This is a genomic window from Listeria costaricensis (assembly GCF_900183385.1).
Lineage (GTDB): Bacteria > Bacillota > Bacilli > Lactobacillales > Listeriaceae > Listeria > Listeria costaricensis.
Genome location: NZ_FXUT01000005.1, coordinates 44,083 through 61,828, shown reverse-complemented (window position 1 = coordinate 61,828; position 17,746 = coordinate 44,083). Strand labels below are relative to the sequence as shown.

Below are 17,746 nucleotides of genomic sequence, written 5' to 3'. Positions count from 1 at the left end.
TTGTTGACAAATAGCATATAGTTTATTATACTTGGTACATAAGCTAATTTATTTAGCTGAAATATACAAACAAACATAAAGAAAACGTCCCCCGACGTAATGTTTTTATGAAGTTCAGCCATACCTTTATATTAGCATATAGTTTAATTTGTGTCAATTTCAGCTTTGTAAATTAGCATATCTTATAATGAGAGGTGCATATATTGATTCAACATCTTGAAGTTAATGTTTTAATACCACCGGAATATGTACTGGTAAAAAAAGATGAATATGAAAATCTGCTTGATGAACGATTGAACGGCAGATGGTGGGATATGAAAAAATTAGTTGAACATACTAATACTAGCAAAGATTGGCTAGTCGAAAATATCTTCTATCAACCTAGGTTTAAAAAAATATTGGATGTTAAGCATGGCGGTTTTGTAAAGTATCCGACTGGTAAAGGTAGTAAATGGCTTTTTCAAGCTAAACAGATGTGTGATTTTTTGGATAAATTTTTTCCGGAAATTATGAAGTGAGGAGATAACATGAGGATTGATACATGGGAAGTGAGTGTTTACATTAAATACACACCCATCGAAGTAGAAGCAAAAACTTTAACGATTGAAACGATCGGAAAGAACCTAGCAACTGCAATCAATTCAGCGAAAAGTAAAGTCATCTGTAGTTGTAAAAAAGCAGGGATTTCGTTTATGAAAGTTGCGTTGTTAGATTTCAAGCACATAGGATATACGGAAAAAAGTACATATGATGTCTTTGCGGATCTGAAATACAAAAATATGAAACAGAAAAGCATCATGAAACATCTGAAAATAACCTTTGGAGAATATAAATTCTTTAATGACTATTTTGAAGGCAGAACTCGAAAACTTACAGCTAGTAAGTATCGAGATTTAAAGCATAGATTGTCAGATGAACAAATCAGGAAAAAATTCAAGATACCACGAATTGAATTTAGCCGATTCTTAAAAGCTTTATAAAACAAGCGAATAATTTGGAGAGCACTTCAATCAGCAGTTGATCCGGTCAAATGGAAAGTTCACTGATTGCTCCTTTATCAAGATGCAGCGGTCGACTGGTTAGGTGTCACGAAGCTTAATTCTATTAAGTGGAAACTCATGCGGTTCAGACGGTAATTGAAGACTTTTTCAAGTCTTATACATAATAAAACAGAGGAAGTGAATGGAATGTCCATAGCTACTCTTTTTACAGCATTTGTGCTAATCTGCATGATTGCTTATTTTATTTTCCAAACTTTGAAAGGAGGGTTCAAAAAGAATGTTCGTGTTAAATCCGGCTCAAAAACAAATTTTAGAACATTTAAAAGAAAGGCACGCCAAAAATCGTCAAGCGGACATTGGCTTAACGATAAGAAGCTTCTACGACTTTATCGCGGACTCTCAAGAATTCTACAACAAAATTGATCAAATTTGGTTGTGTTCATTAAATGTACATGAGCGAAATGAAGTGATCAAAGAGTTTGTCAATTGGGCGCTTTAGTCCGTTGCCGTTTAGAGGTATTCTCTTACTTTATGATTGTTGGCTTGCAACGTCCTGACGTTTTAGTCCTCTTTTATCTAGAGGTAATCAAATTAAATTATACACGAATATCTAAAAATAAGGAGGAAATATAAAATGAACCACGATGAATTATTACGAAAAATAAACTGCTTGGTGTTTGATGTTGAAATGGAAATGAAAGATTGGATGTATCACAGAGAAACTGTTAATGATGGATCGGCGTGTAAATCTTTAGCTAAAAAATTACAAAAACTGGGTGAATTGGAATCGAAATATAACGACTTGGTAAGTAGTAATGAGCAAGAATTGAAAAGTTAAAAATGTAAAAGGAGTGATACCAATGCACAAAACAGTAGAAAAGTTTATCAAAGAAGAATTGAGTATGGGAATTGCACAATTACCATATTCACCAATTAAAGATGCAATGATCATCCAATTTGACGATGAAAGAGAAAATGATGTATTAATTTTTCCGCACGCTAAAAATCAAGATTGGATTATAATGCTGATCCGCAATCAATCTTGTGCCTACCTGTACAAACGGAAAAAATATTTTTGGAGTGTATATGACTATCAAGAAAAGGATGAGAAACTCATTCTCAAAATGGAATTTTTCAGGTATGTGTTAGTAGACGATCAAGTAAAAGACTGTGTAAAAAAAGTTGTCATTGCCGATGGGGAAGAACCTTATTTAAGCACAAAAGCGCTCTATAACATGGCAGAGAACCTTTTGCAGAAAATCTAATTTGAAAGGAGTGGACAAAGATGTTTAACGATATTGAAGAATTAAAACATGGCGATATTGTGGGGGTTTATGTGTTCGATGATTTTTGCGGAATGCCTGCCGGTTATTATCAAGGGATAGTTGTAGATATTAAAAGAGAAGAAAAACCAGTGATAGCATTTACAGACATATCATTAATGATGCGTGCAGAACAGCATGGTGTTTATCCTTTTCTAAATTTTGAGGCATGGGGTAATTGCGAGATTAAGTTACTTTATAGAACCGAATATCAATCGGTATAAATTTTAAATATAACTTTAGAAATTTTGCCGCGAAAGCGGAGGTAGAAATACCTCTATTATCAACCTCCCTTTAATATACGGGTAGAGCTAGAAGGTTTCACCCCCTTTTCCTTCTATCTCTGCTTTCACGGCAAAAAAAAGGAGTAGTGATTGTGATAACATATATTTTTTCAATTTATACATTTATTTACGTACTTGCGGCTTTTTGCTGTTTGGTTTATATAGAAGAAGAAACCCCATTATGGAAAGCCGCGCGATTTTTCATGAGTTTTTTCGGGATAATTTGGCTTTTTCTTGCTGCGCAATTCTTTTTGTATAAAGGCGAATTAATACTCAGTAAATTTTTTTCGTAAATCAAACAAAAAGGATAAAATTCTAAATAAGTATATCAAAAATAGTTGGTTTATGGTATAATATAACTATTAAATCAATGGATTTTTGGTTAAAAAAGACATAAAATAGGAAAAAATACATATAAAAACAAAAGGAGATGCAATATGAAACATAAAAAGAACAATCTAACAAAAAAAACAAAAATTATCATTACTTCTGCGGTGGCGGCGACGCTTTTAGCAGTAGGGGGTGGATATTCAGTTGCCCACTATCAAACAGTACAAGCGGAAGAACGGGAACAGCTTGCGGTAGAAAAGATGCAAAAAGATATTAATGGTTATCAAAAGAAAGCAGATGCTTTCTATACAGATTCTAAGAAAGAATTCATTAAAGATGATACGACAGCTGAAACAGTGAAATCATTGTCTGATAAAATAAACAATGAATTTAATGGACAAGAGATGGACAAAGAAACGGCAGAAATGTTCATGCAACTTACAAACGATCTAACAGATGCGAATGACATGGTATTACTTCGAGATGGTGCTAAGGCACTTCTAGATGGCGAGGGTGCTCTGGTTGTGGATGCAGATATAGCTTCTATAGAAAAAGAAGCAGCGGATTTAGAGAAAGAAAAATCAGCATTTGTCACAGAACAACGCAAGACTATTGATGAAGCAAAAAAACAAGAAGCGCAAATTAAAACAGCTACTGATAAAGTGAATGCATTATGTGCCGATAAAGAAATTGATAGCTCTGATCGCGACACTTACAATGATGCAAAAACAGCAGTGGATGCTATTAAACAAAAAAAAGCAAAAAATGAGTTATCAGATAAACTAGCGCCAATCGACGAAAAAATCACTGCAAGCGAAACTGCGGTGGCGCAAGAACAAGCTACACAGGAAGCTCAACCTTCCAGCGACAATTCATCTGCATCCAATAATAACAGCAGTTCATCTACTAGCAATAGCAGTGGTTCAAATTACTATTCTAGTGATTCTGGCTCATCGTCGAGTTCAAACTCTTCATCAAGTGGCGGCTCGTCAAGTTCAAATAATTACTCTAGCGGTTCAAACTCTAGCGGTTCTAGTTCGTCATCATCAAATAAGTCATCGAATGGATCGTCAAACTCAAATAGCGGTTCATCAGGTTCTAGTTCTTCATCAGGATCGAATTCGTCTAGTGGAGGTTCACCTAGTTCCAATGATTCGTCAAATAATAGTCATTATGAAGAACCAAATTCTGATGGCGGAACAAACATCTATGATGGCTGGTAATAACAAATGGAGAGAAGCAGTTAAAAAACACTGCTTCTTTTTTATTGACTTCAGGAGGTAATTATAAATGAAAATTCGCTCGCCTACAAATAATTTTGATATTAATATTAATTTGAAGAGGAGACTATAAAAAATATGTATAAAAAGAAATTTAAGCCGTTGTTAGCAATATGCACGGCTTTTTTTGTTATACTCCAAGCTTTCCTTCCTTCGGCTTCTGTTTTAGCACTAGGTGCAGAAAAAAGGATGTATGATGTCGGTAAAACTGATGACGGTTTGACTATTACGAGTTCGTATAAACCTAATTTAAAATCAAGTGGAACCTCGTCGGGTGAGATGAGTGCTTGGTACGGTGGATATAAGACGAGTACGGCGTATATCGAAGTTGATGGGGAACCAGCTTTCTGTATTGAACCATCAAAAACGTATCCAGTAAATATCACTTATGCACAATCGGTATACAATGATCCTGGTGTTAGGAATATATTAAAGGCAGGATATCCTTACAATGGTACTAGTGAAAAAAATTACGTTGACACATACGTTGCTTTAAACTTTTATCTAGGTAATTTTGATTCCCCAGCAATGGCAAATGATCCGGGAGTTAAAGAATTGTTGGATCATGCTTATAAATTAGATATGCCAACGGGTAAATTCTCTATCGAAAATAAAAATCAAAATGCTAGCTGGAATTCAAGCACAGGTCAACAAGAGACACCATGGTATATAACAGATACAGATTCAACGAATGCGCATTTTACTTTGTCTCTACCATCGGGAGTAGCAGCTGTAACAAGAGACGGGAAAAAACATAGTGGTAATGTTACTCTAAGCGCTAATGAAGATTTTAAATTGGTAGCAGATGCGTCTTATGATAAGATTGTGAAGATTAATGTGCCAACAGATATTCATGAAGTAACAGCGTTAAAATTTACTCCTAATAATTCTTCGTCTGTTCAAAGTTTGATGAAAGCAGGTACAGCAAAAGACCCTATTTCGGTACAGGATCTAACAGCTAAATTCACAGCCCAAAAAGGCAAAGTGAACATTGTTAAAACTGACTCTGAAACAGGTAGCAAAAATCAGGGTGAGTCAACGTTCGCAGGAGCACAGTACAAAGTCACTGACAGCAGTAATCACTCTGAAATCGTGACATTGGACAAAAACGGTAAAGGCTCAACACCAGATGCTTCATTATTAATTGGCCCGATCAAAACGCAAGAAATCAAAGCACCGCAGGGCTACAACCTTAACAGTAAAGTCTATACATCTGAACTTAAAATGAACAGTGATAACAAACTTGTGTTGACACAGAATGTATCAGACGATGTTATCAAGGGAAACATTGAAATCCAAAAATACTGGTCTCCAAGTGGTGGCAGTGGTGAACTTGCTGGACTTGCAGGTGCAGAATTTCAATTGATCGATAAAGACGGAAAGGTGGTTCAAACAGGAACAACGGATAAGAATGGCGCGCTAAAGTTCAATGATGTTGTTTACGGTCATTACACGATCCACGAATCCAAAACACCGGAAGGCGTGTTACCAGTTCCTGATTTTGAAGTCTTTGTCAATGAGCAAGGAAAGATATATCATTATAACCTTTTCGACGACAATTTGACTGGAATTCTAAAAATTGTGAAGGTCGATAAGGAGACTGGAAAAACCATTCCAGCAGCCAACACAACCTTCAAAGTCAAAGACCTGTCAACGGATAAATATGTAAGCATTGAAGGAAACACGGAATTCAAAACAGATGATGCTGGACAAGTTTATGTACCAGTTGATCTAAAAGCTGGTCATTATCAAATTGAAGAATTAACAGCACCGGATGGGTACGTATTGTCTAAAGACCCTGTAGAATTTACAGTCTCAAACGGCACAATTAATGACGATGGCGTAGTCAAGGTTGAGTTTGCAGACAAAGCCCAAAAAGGCAAAATCAATCTCACTAAAACGGGTGAAGTTGCTACAACAGCCACAAAATCCGATTCTGAATATGGCGATCTCTACAAATTTGGTTTTTCACAAGAAGCTCTTGAAGGCGCAGAATTTGATGTTATCGCTAGTGAAGACATTGTAACCCCGGACGGCACAACCCGTGCACACAAAGGCGATACAGTGGATCATATCGTAACAGACAGCAAAGGCAAAGCTTCAAGTGATGAACTTTACCTCGGTGGTTATGATTTGATCGAAACCAAAGCACCTGCAGGTTACATTCTGCCAACTAAAAAAATCCATGTAGAATTAACTTACGCTGGACAAGATGTAGAAGTAACCTCTGCTAATGCGAAAGCCAAGAACACATGGCAAGAACTGAATACCAACATTGTCAAAGTAGCTGAACAAGTTGACAGCTGGAACGCAGATGGCACTTATAACTCAAGCTATCAGCCAACTTCTGGCATCACGTTTGGTATCTACACAGCAGAAGATTATAAAGTTGATAACAAAGTAGTTGTACCAAAAGACAGTCTAATTGCAATTTCTGAAACAGGCAAAGATGGTATTGCCTCTAGTACAGTCAAAGTACCGAATAACATGACTTTCTATGCGCAAGAACTCGAAACAACCGATCAGCATGTGAAGAATACAGATAAAATTCCATTGACCTACGCTGCAGACGACAATACCAACAAACAAACGATCTATGTATATGCTGATGGCATGACGTTAGACAAACAAAGCGCTGACCTAAAACCAATCGAAAACGATCTGTATACAGATGATTTCACGATTATGAAATTCAATGAGGTGGCTACTGCACAAGAAGGCTCTTACGCATATAATGATCAAACAGGTGTCCGTACAACGGGTACAACGTTTGAGCTGAAAAATGCAGATGGACAAGTCATTGACACAATGACGATTGATGAAACAGGTCAAGTCACAAGTCCACAACTTCCAGTTGGTGACTACACCTTCCAAGAAACCATGTCAGCTGATGATGATCGCTTAGTGGTTGATCCAATGATTTACACGGTCAAAATTCGGAAATCCGGTGTGACCATTTTAGACGATCAAGGCAAAGTCATCTCTAAAGATGGTACAGCGATCGTTGAGAATGATCTGTATAAAAATCATTTCACGTTAAACAAAGAAATGGAAGTCTTTGATGTTCAAAAAGGCGCATTCAATTATCGTTATGAACGAGGTCAATTAGCCGAAGGTACAACCTTTGAAGTATTGAATGAAAAAGACGAACTTGTGGACACCATGAAAGTGGATAAAACAGGTCAGGTCACAAGTGCAGACTTGCCAGTCGGAACTTACAAAGTCTTTGAAACAATCGTGAGTGATGATGTGTATAAATTAAACGAACAAGTCTTCACGGTCACAATCACAAAGCAAGATGTTCTCATTACAGATGTCAACAATCAAGTGGTTGGTCATGATGAATTCACTGTCCGAAACGACCTAATTAAACAAGATTTCGATGTAGAAAAACAAGTCGAAATTCTTGACAAACAAGACGCTGATGGTTTTGACTCTAACTACGAGTCCGGCAAAGCGGCACAAGGATATGAGTTCACATTATATGATGCGACTGGAAATGTAGCTATGAAAGAAGTGACAGATGCTTTCGGTAAGGCGCACTTTGAAGCAATCCCTTGTGGCAAATACACCTTGAAAGAAACAGCTCTTGGTAACAATGATTATCGGTTGAATGAAACTACCTATGAAGTCGATGTTACGCCAACAAAAGTCATTATTCGTGATGAAAAAGGTCAGGTAGTCAATGATCAACATGACCTTATCGTGAAAAACGACCTGAAAAAAGGTACCGTAGACTTCACGAAGACTGACGCGGCAACAAGTGAAGAACTGGAAGGTGCCGAAATCAACATTAAAGGCGAAGACACTGACTTTACGTTCACGTCTAAGAAAGAACCGACTCGCTTTGCTCTAAAAGATGGTACCTATGAACTAACTGAAACAAAAGCGCCTGCAGGCTACATCAAGTCTGATGAAAAAATTACAGTGGTTGTCAAGGATCAGCAGATCACAAAATGTGTGCTGAAAAATGAGGCAAAACCACTACCAAAAACAGGTGATGATAGTGCACCGGGTTGGATGTATCTAATCGCTGGCGTGCTAGTAGGTGCAGCAGGCATGTATCTCTTCAAACAACCATCTCGCAAGAAAAAGAATAAGTAATAGAACAAGAAAGGAGACTATCAATTAGCTTTAAAAAGGTATTTGTTTGCGTCATATTAATATAACGCATTGACATTGTGTGATAATTATGATTATAATAGTCGAGTGATAAATTGAGGTGTCTTTACGGAGAACGAGTAGACTTTGATAGCAAATTAAAAAGACAGTGACGGCCATCACTGCCTCTTTAATCAAAAATTCTCTAGTCCCAATATTTAATGATGAGATAGATTGCTGCTAAAACAACCAAACAAGTTAGGATGATTGCTCCGTTTGCAATTATGACTATAAGTGCACCTAAAAGGGCAAGACTACCGATTGTTGAAAAACCAATCGAAGCAACACTTCCTCCATAAGCAAATAATGATCTGAATCCGTAACGCGCGCAAAGGAAACCAATGCCGCCTAGGATAAGAACTGTAATCATTATTTTTGGAAATGCTTCAAATGAAGTCATAATGTTATCCATAAAGACACCTCCATTCGATTATATAGTTAGGTTTTTTCTTGAATAAGGGGATATACCTATAAACCCAAATAATTAAGATTAAAAAAGACGCCCTAAATAAGTCTTAGGACGTCTTGGTTATACATTGATGTTTAATAATCTGGGTGTTGGAACGCTCTTGTTCAATATGAAGAGTGTAAAAGACCTATAGAAATCCATTAATTGACAGTATTAGACTAAATAACATTGTGTACGAGGTATCACATGCAACTTTACACCTGTTTTATTAAAAATTGATGTGATTTTGATAATATTTTTCTCATTAACTAAATAAATCCGAAAGCATAGTTTGAATTTTTTCTGACTATGCTTTTTTGTATGGAGAAAAAAGGAGGGGAAAAAATGTCTCTAGATTATTGGTTGGGAATTGCTGGAGGTGTTATTTTAGGAATGATTTTAACGGATTTTTTGAAAGTCATTGGCTGCCGAAAAAAAGTAAAAATCAAACCGAAAAATATTCAAAATTCAACTGGATGGATTGAAATTTCAACCTCGTATTCAAAAAAAGACATGAAAAAAATAGTGAATATTATGCGTCATCTTTGTCTATCGGAATTGATTTTATTAAACGAAGTTAGGCATGCGACTCACTGCGATAAAGACGAAGAACGAAATATGCTTTACGAAATAATCCAAACTTTAGAGGCGCTAGACGCAATCACCAATGACACTTTGATAAAAAATGATGCTGTACTTTATAAATATTTTGACGGACTTGTGAGAAAGTCAAGCTTATTGTCACGGGATGATAAATTTCGGTGGGCGAGAAGAAATCACACGTTGTTAAGCTTTGCTGTGGATATCGTTGAGCCTAAACTAATTCCTCATGATGCAATGTTTTATCGAATATTTTGAATAAAAAATACTGATAGAAAGACGACACCGGAATTAAAAGGAGGATGGTTAGATGTTTGTATTTGCGATTTTTCCAGCTTTGTTGCTTGCAGTAGCAATGGTGTTCTTAATAGGACATATTTATCATCGTGATCGAGTAACGAGAGTGCCGATGGATGATTCTCGTTATCGATATATATTAAAAATTCAATATAACGATCGTACAGATAAGGAGATCATTACTTTCTTTTCGAGAAAAAAGTATCCTTTACCTCATGGTGTGCAAAATGCGTTCTTTACGCCTTGGCATATAAAAAAGGACGAGTGGATGATTGATACACTAAACGGTAAAAGGATTATTTTCACACGAAGTATAAAAGAATATGAGCTTTTATGCGAAAGTACGAAGTGGGAAAACTAAGACAATGATAAGAATTTAATATTAGGAGGAAATAATGAAAAAAATTCTATTATGGACATGTGAAATCATAGCTGCAGTTTATGTGTTTTTTCAATTAATCGGTTCAGTATACTTATTTGCAATGATTGGAGGCTTTGCTTTTTTATTGCAAGGGTTTGTCTGTGCGGTAATAATCCCTTTAAGCATTATTGGGACAATCAAATGCACAACAGGGAGTACAAAAAAAGAACCGTTTATTAAACTTGAAAAGGACGAAGGCGAACATGTTTAATGATGTATACTTGCTACTTTTAACAGTAGATGGGCATAAAGCAGCACATGTGATTTATGAAAAATATTATATGGATGCAAACATACAGTTGCAATTGCTAACAGAAACAGAAGATAAAACGATTGAAAATTGGGAATTCTTTTCTGTTAGCACTTGGTCGATTGAAGAAGTACTCCGGGAAATTGAAAAATACACCGGAACTAGTACATTGAGTTCTACTGTGTTTGAAAGCGTAATGTAACCAGTTCTCTATAGATTTAATCAAATATAAATAATTTAAAGGGGGTGATAGAAAATGGAGTTTTGTGGAATTAATGATTTCTGTGAAATATACAACTTCTATGTAAAGGAGTCAGAACAACTTAAAGTTGAAAAAGCTTTGGAACGATTGACGGTTTATGCTGATGCTGTTCAATTAAATGATGGTTTTTCAATCAGGCTAAAAAAAGATCAACTGAATCCAATGGTTAATAAATTAGCGGTTTTTTACTTTTGGGTATTTGAAGAAGATGGCAAAAGTGTCCTCCAATACAAAGGGCATGACTATTAGTGATAAGAAGGTACAAATTAAAGGAGGTGATGACAAATGGAATGCGGGGGAATCGAGTTCAAAAATGTTGAACTCTTTGTAAAAGCTTATAACTCTTATGTAAAAAGTAAAGAACGCATCGGTATCAAGCAAGCTATGGAGGAATTAGATGTTTATTCTAAGTATCTAAGCCCGGGTGCTTCTTTTACAGTCAAACTTAGGAAGGAACACCTTGATCCGAAAGTAAATAAATTAGCTGTCTTTTTCTTTAATGTAACTACAGAGGATGGCAAGAGAATTATTGAATATGTAGGTCATGATTAATTAATAAAAACAAAAAAATAAAATGAAAAGAGGAATAAAACATGGGTTTAAATTATATTGTACCAACAGATGACGGAATGGGAAAAATGGAGTATTCAGGAGTTTTAGAAGATTACTTTGAATTTATTAATGGGAAACGTGTGAAAAAAGGCGTTGTTCACAAAGTGTTATGTCACGATCAAATGAACCGGATGGAAGTAGTCGTTCCAGCGAATGTCGCGATTCCGCAATTTGCTTTTGAACAAGAAGTTAAGTTAGTAAATCCAAAGCTAGTTGTATCCGCACAACGAAAAGGCGAATTTGCTTCGATCGACTGGACTGTGTTTGCTGATAACATTGTGAAAGCTTGATAAAAAAATAAAACGAAAAGAGGAAAACGAAAATGAAATTAAATTTAGAAAAAATCAAGATTGATGTAGAAAAAACTTTTGGAGTATTAAAGTTCTTTGGCTACACAAGCGATCAAATGAAACAAGACGAAGAAGGAAATAACTTTATTGCCAATCGTCGAATTAGCTTAAAGTCATCCGCGCAACAAGATGCGATTACAGTGCTTTTAAATCCGGCCGCAGGCGAAAAAGACTTTGCGATTAATACACCTGTAAAGCTAGTAGGTTGCAGAATTCAAGTGATTGGGAATGTGCGCGGTTATAGTGCAGATGCTGACACGATTATCTATGCGGATGATATCGTGCCGGTTAATCAATCAACACCCAAACAAGACAAGAAATAAATTAAGTGAAGTCTTATAAAAAGATAGCCAACTGGTTGGGAGAAGCGGCTGGGATAGGTTTGATTGTAGTGTTTATCATGCTATCGCTGCTTTTTCTTGCTGGTGTTGGTCTATGTATCATTTATTTTTGTTTACTAATGCTTGCACAATTATAAAAAGAAGGTGCAAAAATTGATTCAATTTATTGAAAAACATTTTTTTAAGTACAAAGGACGGCGTATCCGTTATCGAACGAAAGATGCGATTAAAAGAGTAGGAATGATCATTTTCATTCCTACTTTTTTGTTGCTCTTATTCTTGCTTTTGAAGCTAGTAGATCCTTTTCCGACGTGGACAGCTTCAATTGATTATTTCAAACAGATTGATTATATAACTATCGCCGAAATGATATTTTTATCAGCCTGTTTGGCTGGGATTGTATTGATTTTATGTAAAGTCATTTTTTACAATCAATACATTTTTCTCAAACACAAACAGATAATTGCTCGGTTGATTGTCGGAGCTGGACAGTTCGAAAAAGAAACTGTACAAAAAGAAAGTACGTTCGATTGGACTTGGGATGGAACAGGGGGAAAGACAAAATCGGTCGAGAAAGTATCATTCTTTCCTCGTGTTTACTATCGCGTAAAAGATAACTACTTGTATATTCGTTTTCCGGTGTCACAAGGTAAGCATCAAGATCAATTTCTGAACATGGCACCAACTCTCGCAACAGCCCTCTATGCCGAACTTGACGCAGAGTATATGGAAGAAGGCTACATCTGTTATAAATTCTTGTATGCGATCAGCAGAGACCGTTTGAACATTCAAGAATTATCAAGTTCTAAAGGTAAGCTTCCACTTATGAAACGGGCAATTTGGGAATTTGATAAACTTCCTCACATGTTACTGTGTGGCGGTACCGGGGCTGGTAAGACTTATACGATTTTGTCTGTAGTATTGGGCTTATTGCGTGGTGCTTGCAAAAAAGAAGACATTATCATTTGCGATCCTAAAAATGCCGATTTGGCTGATCTTGAGGGTGTTTTCCCAAGTGTCTATTCCAAAAAGGCTGGGATTGAAAAGGCAGTTCGTGAGTTCAAGGATGATATGTTGAAGCGCTCCGAGGAAATGAAGAACATGGAAAATTATCGGACAGGTCAAAACTATCGCGCGTTAGGGCTTCCACCAAAATTTTTGGTGTTTGATGAATTCGTTGCGTTTATGGAAATGTTAGATTTCAAAGAGCAGCAAGAACTTTTGTCTAACCTAAAGCAGGTTGTGATGCTAGGTAGACAGGCAGGCTATTTTATGATTGTCGGCTTACAACGCCCAGATGCGAAGTATTTAGGCGACGGCATCCGTGATCAATTTCATTTTAGGATTGCTCTGGGTAGGAACAGCGACATCGGTTATAGCATGATGTTCGGTGAAAACAACAAGAAGTTTACCTTCAAAGATGTAAGAGGCTTTGGTTATGTGGACTCTGGGAAAGGTGTTATTTCAGAATTTTACTCACCGTTCGTCCCTGCAGACTTTGATTTTATGGAAGTTTTTAAAGAAGCGATTTGATGATGGTGATTTGAAAGGAAGCGAAAAAAATGAGTGAACAAGCAGAAGTAAAAATTTCGTTTGATGATTTCTGTGAAGTAATTACAGATGAAATCATTAGCGCGTATTTCTCGGAAGAACGTGCAATCAATTACGCCGCCGGATGGCTAAAAAGAGAATTCTATGCGATTCACGAAAGATATTTAGAAGCATTGGATTGTACGTTGCAGTCAGCTCTAGTAATGGCAGAAGATGCCCTATTAAATGAACTTGAACTGATTCGTGAAAATTTTAAAAAAGCGTATTTGTAAATAAATACAGAACGAGGTGATTGAAATGGAAATCCAAATAGGAAATGAAGTAACACATGCCTTTGGTTTTTATAAAGACTTTTGGTTGCATTGAGTAATTTCAGATGTGAAGGAGTGAAAATGAAGATGCAAGTTATTGTTAGAAATCAAGCTGAACTAGAAGCCTCTTGTCATAGTGATAAGATGGCTTCTTTTGATAAAATCATTCAAAGTTTGAAAGAAGCAGTGCCTGAAATCCTTGAACTGAAAGAAGGTTTTTTTCGTTTACAGGGCAAAGCAGTGAACAAAGTTAGTTTATGCGTTGTTTTTGAAATACTTCAAGTTGGACAGGGTAGTATTCATTTGCAGTACCTATATACTTCAATTGAATTTGAATAAGTGATGAGGTGAATATATGTGAAATCAAGGCTAGAAAAAGAAAAGTTTGGTAATAGTATCAACGAATTAAGATTGGCAAAAGGACTAACTTTAGAAGAATTTGGAGCACTTTTTAATCCGTCAGCGACTCCGAGTATTGTATCAAAATGGGAACGAGGGATTAGTCTACCTGCTCCCGAACAAATGGCAATTATTCTACAAATGTTTGGGAAAAGGCTTAGAAATTCGATTGATATTCATGAGCTCAAGATTGCTCCGCGATACTTTAAGGATATTTTGTACCAGCACAAACGATTTGAAAACAGAATAAATGACCGAAATTACAAAGTCGGTGATCTATTGATGCTAAAAGAATTTGATCAGAATGGATATACCGGAAATAAACTGTATGTGCGCGTTACTTACATGACCGATGCTTTCACTAAGGATGACTACGTCTGTTTAGGGTTTGAAGTATTAAATAATATTTACCATAATATTACTTTTAAAAAAATGGGCTTTTTAGTTGAAAATTGATTGTTCAGTTTGAAACAAAGAATTATTATGTGGTATGCTAATAATTAGGAGAGAGTGTGATATGAATAAAAGAATTGGAAAGCTAAAAAAAGCGATATTGTCTATGAAGATTGAAGAACGAGAAAAGCGGCAATATGCTCGCTATGAGAGCGAATGTCAAGAACTCGAAGCCTTGTCTGAAAGAGAGTTAAGCTCGCGGTTTGTTCATCTAAAAGCTAAATACGAATATCGCAGGAATATTTTCTCGTTTTTAATAGGTGCTATATTATTAACGGCTTTAACAGGCGGATGGAAATATTTCTATAATTTTACGATAAAATGTATGCAGCTTTTCTATACAGATGGTGTGAGGACAAGGGAAGAGACCAGCATTATCATAATGATTGCAATGATTTTTTTTGTATTCCTTGCTGTTGCTGTGTTCTTAGTATGTATAATTTATTTAAAAGAACTTTATATCACTAAAAAAACACTATTGATTATTGAAGAAGTAAGAATAAGTAGAGAGAAAAATGAAATATAGGGATGGGGAAGAATGGCGGATATAAGATATGTAGGAGCTTATGTTCTTACGGGCATCTATGCAGTAATAACAACGATCTTTTTGATTTTATTAAACAAGCTAAATAAAGTTTTGCTTTCTAAGGGATACGAAGAAGACCCTTTTGCTTTATTAGCTTATAATGATGGTCAACCTATTAAGTATTTTGCGTTTACTCTTGTGCTGGTAATATGTGGAGCTGTACTCCTTTACTTATTGAGTCGTTGTATCCGTTTCGGGAGAGATGTTGAACCATGGGAATTTATACTATTGGTTCTATTATTTTTAATGGTCATTATCTCCATCGTTCTAATAATTAAATTTATTTGTATCCCTATATTCCAAGCAATTCTAGCAGTTTGCTTTCTAGGAGTTTTAGGTGTGTGTGCTTTTAGAGGTAGATAACAAAGAAATAGTAATTAAATATTAAAAAATAAGAACATTGAGTGCGGCGCTGGCGACGGCAGTCGCTAGCGGCAGCGATAAGCCGTACTCAATGTTCTTTTGTTTTGCCGCTATGCGGCAAAACAACTGTAACCCCCTCCTGCTAACAGGGGGGTAGTAATTCCAAAGAAAAGCTTCTTGAAGCTCGTTGTATCAACGCTTTAACAACGCTAAGAAAAAAATAAAAAGTGAGGATGTTTGTTTTGGAAGCAAAAATCGATTACGTTCGTGTGTCATTCAAAACACATGACGTAAAAATGATCATGAAAGAAGTGCTTCACTTGCGCGAAGAATATTTTTACGAAAAACAGTCTGGCCGATATGGTTACATAGGAACGTGGATAATGGATTTTATTCAGGTTTACTTTTCTGCTGATCATGATGATCGCGGCGTGCTAATCGAGATGTCTGGTCAAGGGTGTAGAGAGTTTGAAGCTATTTTAGAATGCCGCAAAAAGACATGGATTGATTTTTTTCAGGATTGCATAGCGCATAAAGGTAACTTTACACGAATTGATCTTGCGATTGACGATCGGATGAAGAATTTGAATATACGAACGCTGTTCAATAAAATGCAAAAAGGCGAATGTATATCAAAGTTTCGTAAATTTGATTTTACGGGGTCTGCTGATATGGTAACAGGCGAAAGCCTGGGGACGACGATTTACTTTGGCAGCAAAAAGTCAGCTGTTTACTTCTGTTTTTACGAGAAAAACTTTGAGCAGGCACAAAAATTAAAAGTTTCAGTGGATGAAATTGGTGACTGGAATAGGTATGAATTGCGTCTAAAAGATGATCGTGCGGCAATAGCTGTTCAGGAATTGCTTGCACACGGTGACCTGATGTATATTGCTAAAAGCATTATTAATCACTATATACGATTTGTAAATATAAAAGCTGGAATAGTACGGGAAAAAGCGAAAAGTAATCCAAAATGGTTGAGATTTGTCGATAAAGTGGGCAAACTTCGCTTAGCTGTAGAGCCTAAAAAAGAATTCTATGAAAAAACGGAGGGGTGGTTAGAAGCGTCTTGTTCACCATCAATGAAAATGGTATATGAAATGGACAAGGTGATGGGCACAAGTCATCTTTCAGATATGGTCTTAAATGCGTCAATGTCCGAAAAACAAGAAAAAATGTTAGAGGTAAAACTAGCTGAAACAGCCGATTTGATTTATTGGTAGGTGTTCAAAAAGAACGCCTATTTTTTTATGTCTGAAAAACTGAAAGGAGGTGATGAATATGTTGAAAATTGGCGATGTTGTCGAAGCGACAACCGAGATTGAGTTACCGTTTTTAGATGAAGGCGGAACGGCACAAGTTGCTGTTGGTACAACTTTTGAAGTTGTGGATCTGATGGAAGGCGGTAAAGTCGTTTGGGTGCGCTATGGATATGGACTAATTGGCATTCCTTCAACTAGTTTACGACGAGTTTAAAAAACAAACTTAAAAATGGAGGTGGTGAGTTTTGGATTATGTAAAGGCAGAAATGACGGCCGCATACGCATGGTTAGCTTTTGAAGATACGTTTGCGCGTCAATTTAAAGTTTTGGAGGAAAAATGGCAAGAATTTGTTTACAATTCTCTCTTTGAAGAACGATTGTCAATAATCATGTTAGCACGTGAGGCGTTGATAAAACTTCACAAAAAGGCGGCGGAGTGGCAAGAAAAAGCAAAATATTTTTTGAACAATTATTTCTACAATAAACCAGAAGAAATCGATGAAGAGATTCAGCAATACGCAATTAACAGGGTCTACGAAAAAGTGGTGGAAAAAATTGAAACCATCTACACGTGAATTTAAAAGTCTTGACCAATTCTTTAAGGAAGCGGGCTTTAACGTCGGTATTTCTCGTCTGGTCTATACACGTGACATAGGTAAGCAGACCATGTTAATTGTAGAAGGAAGAAGAGTAAAAGGTGCATCTGACCTTAGATTCACTTTTTACAAAGCGAGTTATGAACCGAGATTTCACGGAAAAATGTCACGGGTGAAAGTCTACTGTGTGGATAAACCAGCAAGGCAAGTCTTGCAACGTGTTTATCGTCATTTGCAATATATGAAATTACTGGAGGTGTGAACTA

Annotated in this window: 27 protein-coding genes; 26 read left to right on the top strand and 1 reads right to left on the bottom strand. The window is 36.3% G+C overall.

Features of this window, described 5'->3' with window-relative positions; genetic code table 11:
- The first annotated feature begins 203 nt into the window (after nt 1–203).
- The 8 genes from CS921_RS04555 (at nt 204) to CS921_RS04515 (ending at nt 8,321) form a co-directional block, all read left to right on the top strand.
- Nucleotides 204–518, top strand: a complete 315-nt coding sequence (locus CS921_RS04555; RefSeq protein WP_099221879.1) for a DUF771 domain-containing protein — start codon at nt 204–206, stop codon at nt 516–518.
- Nucleotides 519–527: 9 nt separating this feature from the next.
- Nucleotides 528–980 (top strand): hypothetical protein, encoded by a 453-nt coding sequence (locus tag CS921_RS04550; RefSeq protein WP_099221878.1) that lies wholly within the window; start codon nt 528–530, stop codon nt 978–980.
- 298 nt (nt 981–1,278) lie between these two features.
- Nucleotides 1,279–1,500, top strand: a complete 222-nt coding sequence (locus tag CS921_RS04545; protein WP_099221877.1) for a hypothetical protein — start codon at nt 1,279–1,281, stop codon at nt 1,498–1,500.
- Between the two features lie 135 nt (nt 1,501–1,635).
- On the top strand, nt 1,636–1,839 hold the full coding sequence (locus tag CS921_RS04540) for a hypothetical protein (RefSeq protein ID WP_099221876.1): 204 nt from the start codon (nt 1,636–1,638) through the stop codon (nt 1,837–1,839).
- A gap of 22 nt (nt 1,840–1,861) precedes the next feature.
- Nucleotides 1,862–2,266, top strand: coding sequence for a hypothetical protein (locus tag CS921_RS04535; protein ID WP_099221875.1), 405 nt, complete (start codon nt 1,862–1,864; stop codon nt 2,264–2,266).
- A gap of 20 nt (nt 2,267–2,286) precedes the next feature.
- Nucleotides 2,287–2,547, top strand: coding sequence for a hypothetical protein (locus CS921_RS04530; protein ID WP_099221874.1), 261 nt, complete (start codon nt 2,287–2,289; stop codon nt 2,545–2,547).
- Between the two features lie 497 nt (nt 2,548–3,044).
- Nucleotides 3,045–4,160, top strand: coding sequence for a hypothetical protein (locus tag CS921_RS04520; RefSeq protein WP_099221872.1), 1,116 nt, complete (start codon nt 3,045–3,047; stop codon nt 4,158–4,160).
- A 612-nt stretch (nt 4,161–4,772) separates the two neighbouring features.
- Nucleotides 4,773–8,321: a SpaA isopeptide-forming pilin-related protein gene (locus CS921_RS04515; RefSeq protein WP_162921692.1), complete on the top strand. Its 3,549-nt coding sequence runs from the start codon at nt 4,773–4,775 to the stop codon at nt 8,319–8,321.
- Between the two features lie 202 nt (nt 8,322–8,523).
- Here the strand turns inward: CS921_RS04515 and CS921_RS04510 are convergent, their stop codons facing one another.
- On the bottom strand, nt 8,524–8,790 hold the full coding sequence (locus CS921_RS04510) for a hypothetical protein (protein ID WP_099221870.1): 267 nt from the start codon (nt 8,788–8,790) through the stop codon (nt 8,524–8,526).
- A 381-nt stretch (nt 8,791–9,171) separates the two neighbouring features.
- Here CS921_RS04510 and CS921_RS04505 point away from each other — a divergent pair, with 381 nt between their 5' ends.
- The 18 genes from CS921_RS04505 (at nt 9,172) to CS921_RS04420 (ending at nt 17,742) form a co-directional block, all read left to right on the top strand.
- Nucleotides 9,172–9,684 (top strand): hypothetical protein, encoded by a 513-nt coding sequence (locus CS921_RS04505; protein ID WP_099221869.1) that lies wholly within the window; start codon nt 9,172–9,174, stop codon nt 9,682–9,684.
- A gap of 52 nt (nt 9,685–9,736) precedes the next feature.
- Complete coding sequence (locus tag CS921_RS04500; protein WP_099221868.1) at nt 9,737–10,084, top strand: hypothetical protein; 348 nt, start codon at nt 9,737–9,739, stop codon at nt 10,082–10,084.
- Between the two features lie 34 nt (nt 10,085–10,118).
- Nucleotides 10,119–10,355 (top strand): hypothetical protein, encoded by a 237-nt coding sequence (locus CS921_RS04495; protein ID WP_099221867.1) that lies wholly within the window; start codon nt 10,119–10,121, stop codon nt 10,353–10,355.
- A complete protein-coding gene (locus tag CS921_RS04490) occupies nt 10,348–10,596 on the top strand; it encodes a hypothetical protein (RefSeq protein ID WP_099221866.1) in 249 nt (82 codons plus the stop codon). Before CS921_RS04495 ends, CS921_RS04490 begins: the two co-directional genes overlap by 8 nt.
- A 54-nt stretch (nt 10,597–10,650) precedes the next feature.
- Complete coding sequence (locus CS921_RS04485; RefSeq protein WP_099221865.1) at nt 10,651–10,905, top strand: hypothetical protein; 255 nt, start codon at nt 10,651–10,653, stop codon at nt 10,903–10,905.
- 36 nt (nt 10,906–10,941) lie between these two features.
- Nucleotides 10,942–11,208 (top strand): hypothetical protein, encoded by a 267-nt coding sequence (locus CS921_RS04480; protein WP_099221864.1) that lies wholly within the window; start codon nt 10,942–10,944, stop codon nt 11,206–11,208.
- 41 nt (nt 11,209–11,249) lie between these two features.
- Nucleotides 11,250–11,558, top strand: a complete 309-nt coding sequence (locus CS921_RS04475) for a DUF961 family protein (protein ID WP_099221863.1) — start codon at nt 11,250–11,252, stop codon at nt 11,556–11,558.
- A 32-nt stretch (nt 11,559–11,590) separates the two neighbouring features.
- Complete coding sequence (locus CS921_RS04470) at nt 11,591–11,941, top strand: DUF961 family protein (RefSeq protein WP_099221862.1); 351 nt, start codon at nt 11,591–11,593, stop codon at nt 11,939–11,941.
- A 171-nt stretch (nt 11,942–12,112) separates the two neighbouring features.
- Nucleotides 12,113–13,492: a cell division protein FtsK gene (locus CS921_RS04465; protein WP_099221861.1), complete on the top strand. Its 1,380-nt coding sequence runs from the start codon at nt 12,113–12,115 to the stop codon at nt 13,490–13,492.
- Nucleotides 13,493–13,521: 29 nt separating this feature from the next.
- Nucleotides 13,522–13,782 carry a hypothetical protein gene (locus tag CS921_RS04460; protein WP_099221860.1) on the top strand — a complete coding sequence of 87 codons (261 nt, stop codon included), beginning with the start codon at nt 13,522–13,524 and terminating at the stop codon, nt 13,780–13,782.
- Between the two features lie 126 nt (nt 13,783–13,908).
- Entirely contained in the window at nt 13,909–14,160 is a 252-nt protein-coding gene (locus tag CS921_RS04455; protein WP_099221859.1) for a hypothetical protein, read from the top strand.
- An 18-nt stretch (nt 14,161–14,178) separates the two neighbouring features.
- Nucleotides 14,179–14,676: a DUF3850 domain-containing protein gene (locus CS921_RS15515; protein WP_162921691.1), complete on the top strand. Its 498-nt coding sequence runs from the start codon at nt 14,179–14,181 to the stop codon at nt 14,674–14,676.
- Between the two features lie 61 nt (nt 14,677–14,737).
- The gene (locus tag CS921_RS04445; protein ID WP_099221858.1) at nt 14,738–15,199 is read left to right on the top strand and encodes a hypothetical protein; all 462 of its coding nucleotides are present in this window, start codon (nt 14,738–14,740) and stop codon (nt 15,197–15,199) included.
- Nucleotides 15,200–15,211: 12 nt separating this feature from the next.
- Complete coding sequence (locus CS921_RS04440) at nt 15,212–15,622, top strand: hypothetical protein (RefSeq protein ID WP_099221857.1); 411 nt, start codon at nt 15,212–15,214, stop codon at nt 15,620–15,622.
- 242 nt (nt 15,623–15,864) lie between these two features.
- A complete protein-coding gene (locus CS921_RS04435; RefSeq protein WP_240422299.1) occupies nt 15,865–16,845 on the top strand; it encodes a replication initiation factor domain-containing protein in 981 nt (326 codons plus the stop codon).
- 58 nt (nt 16,846–16,903) lie between these two features.
- Nucleotides 16,904–17,098: a hypothetical protein gene (locus CS921_RS04430; protein ID WP_099221855.1), complete on the top strand. Its 195-nt coding sequence runs from the start codon at nt 16,904–16,906 to the stop codon at nt 17,096–17,098.
- 31 nt (nt 17,099–17,129) lie between these two features.
- Nucleotides 17,130–17,459: a hypothetical protein gene (locus tag CS921_RS04425; RefSeq protein WP_099221854.1), complete on the top strand. Its 330-nt coding sequence runs from the start codon at nt 17,130–17,132 to the stop codon at nt 17,457–17,459.
- Nucleotides 17,440–17,742, top strand: a complete 303-nt coding sequence (locus CS921_RS04420; protein WP_099221853.1) for a hypothetical protein — start codon at nt 17,440–17,442, stop codon at nt 17,740–17,742. Before CS921_RS04425 ends, CS921_RS04420 begins: the two co-directional genes overlap by 20 nt.
- The last annotated feature ends 4 nt before the right edge of the window (nt 17,743–17,746 follow it).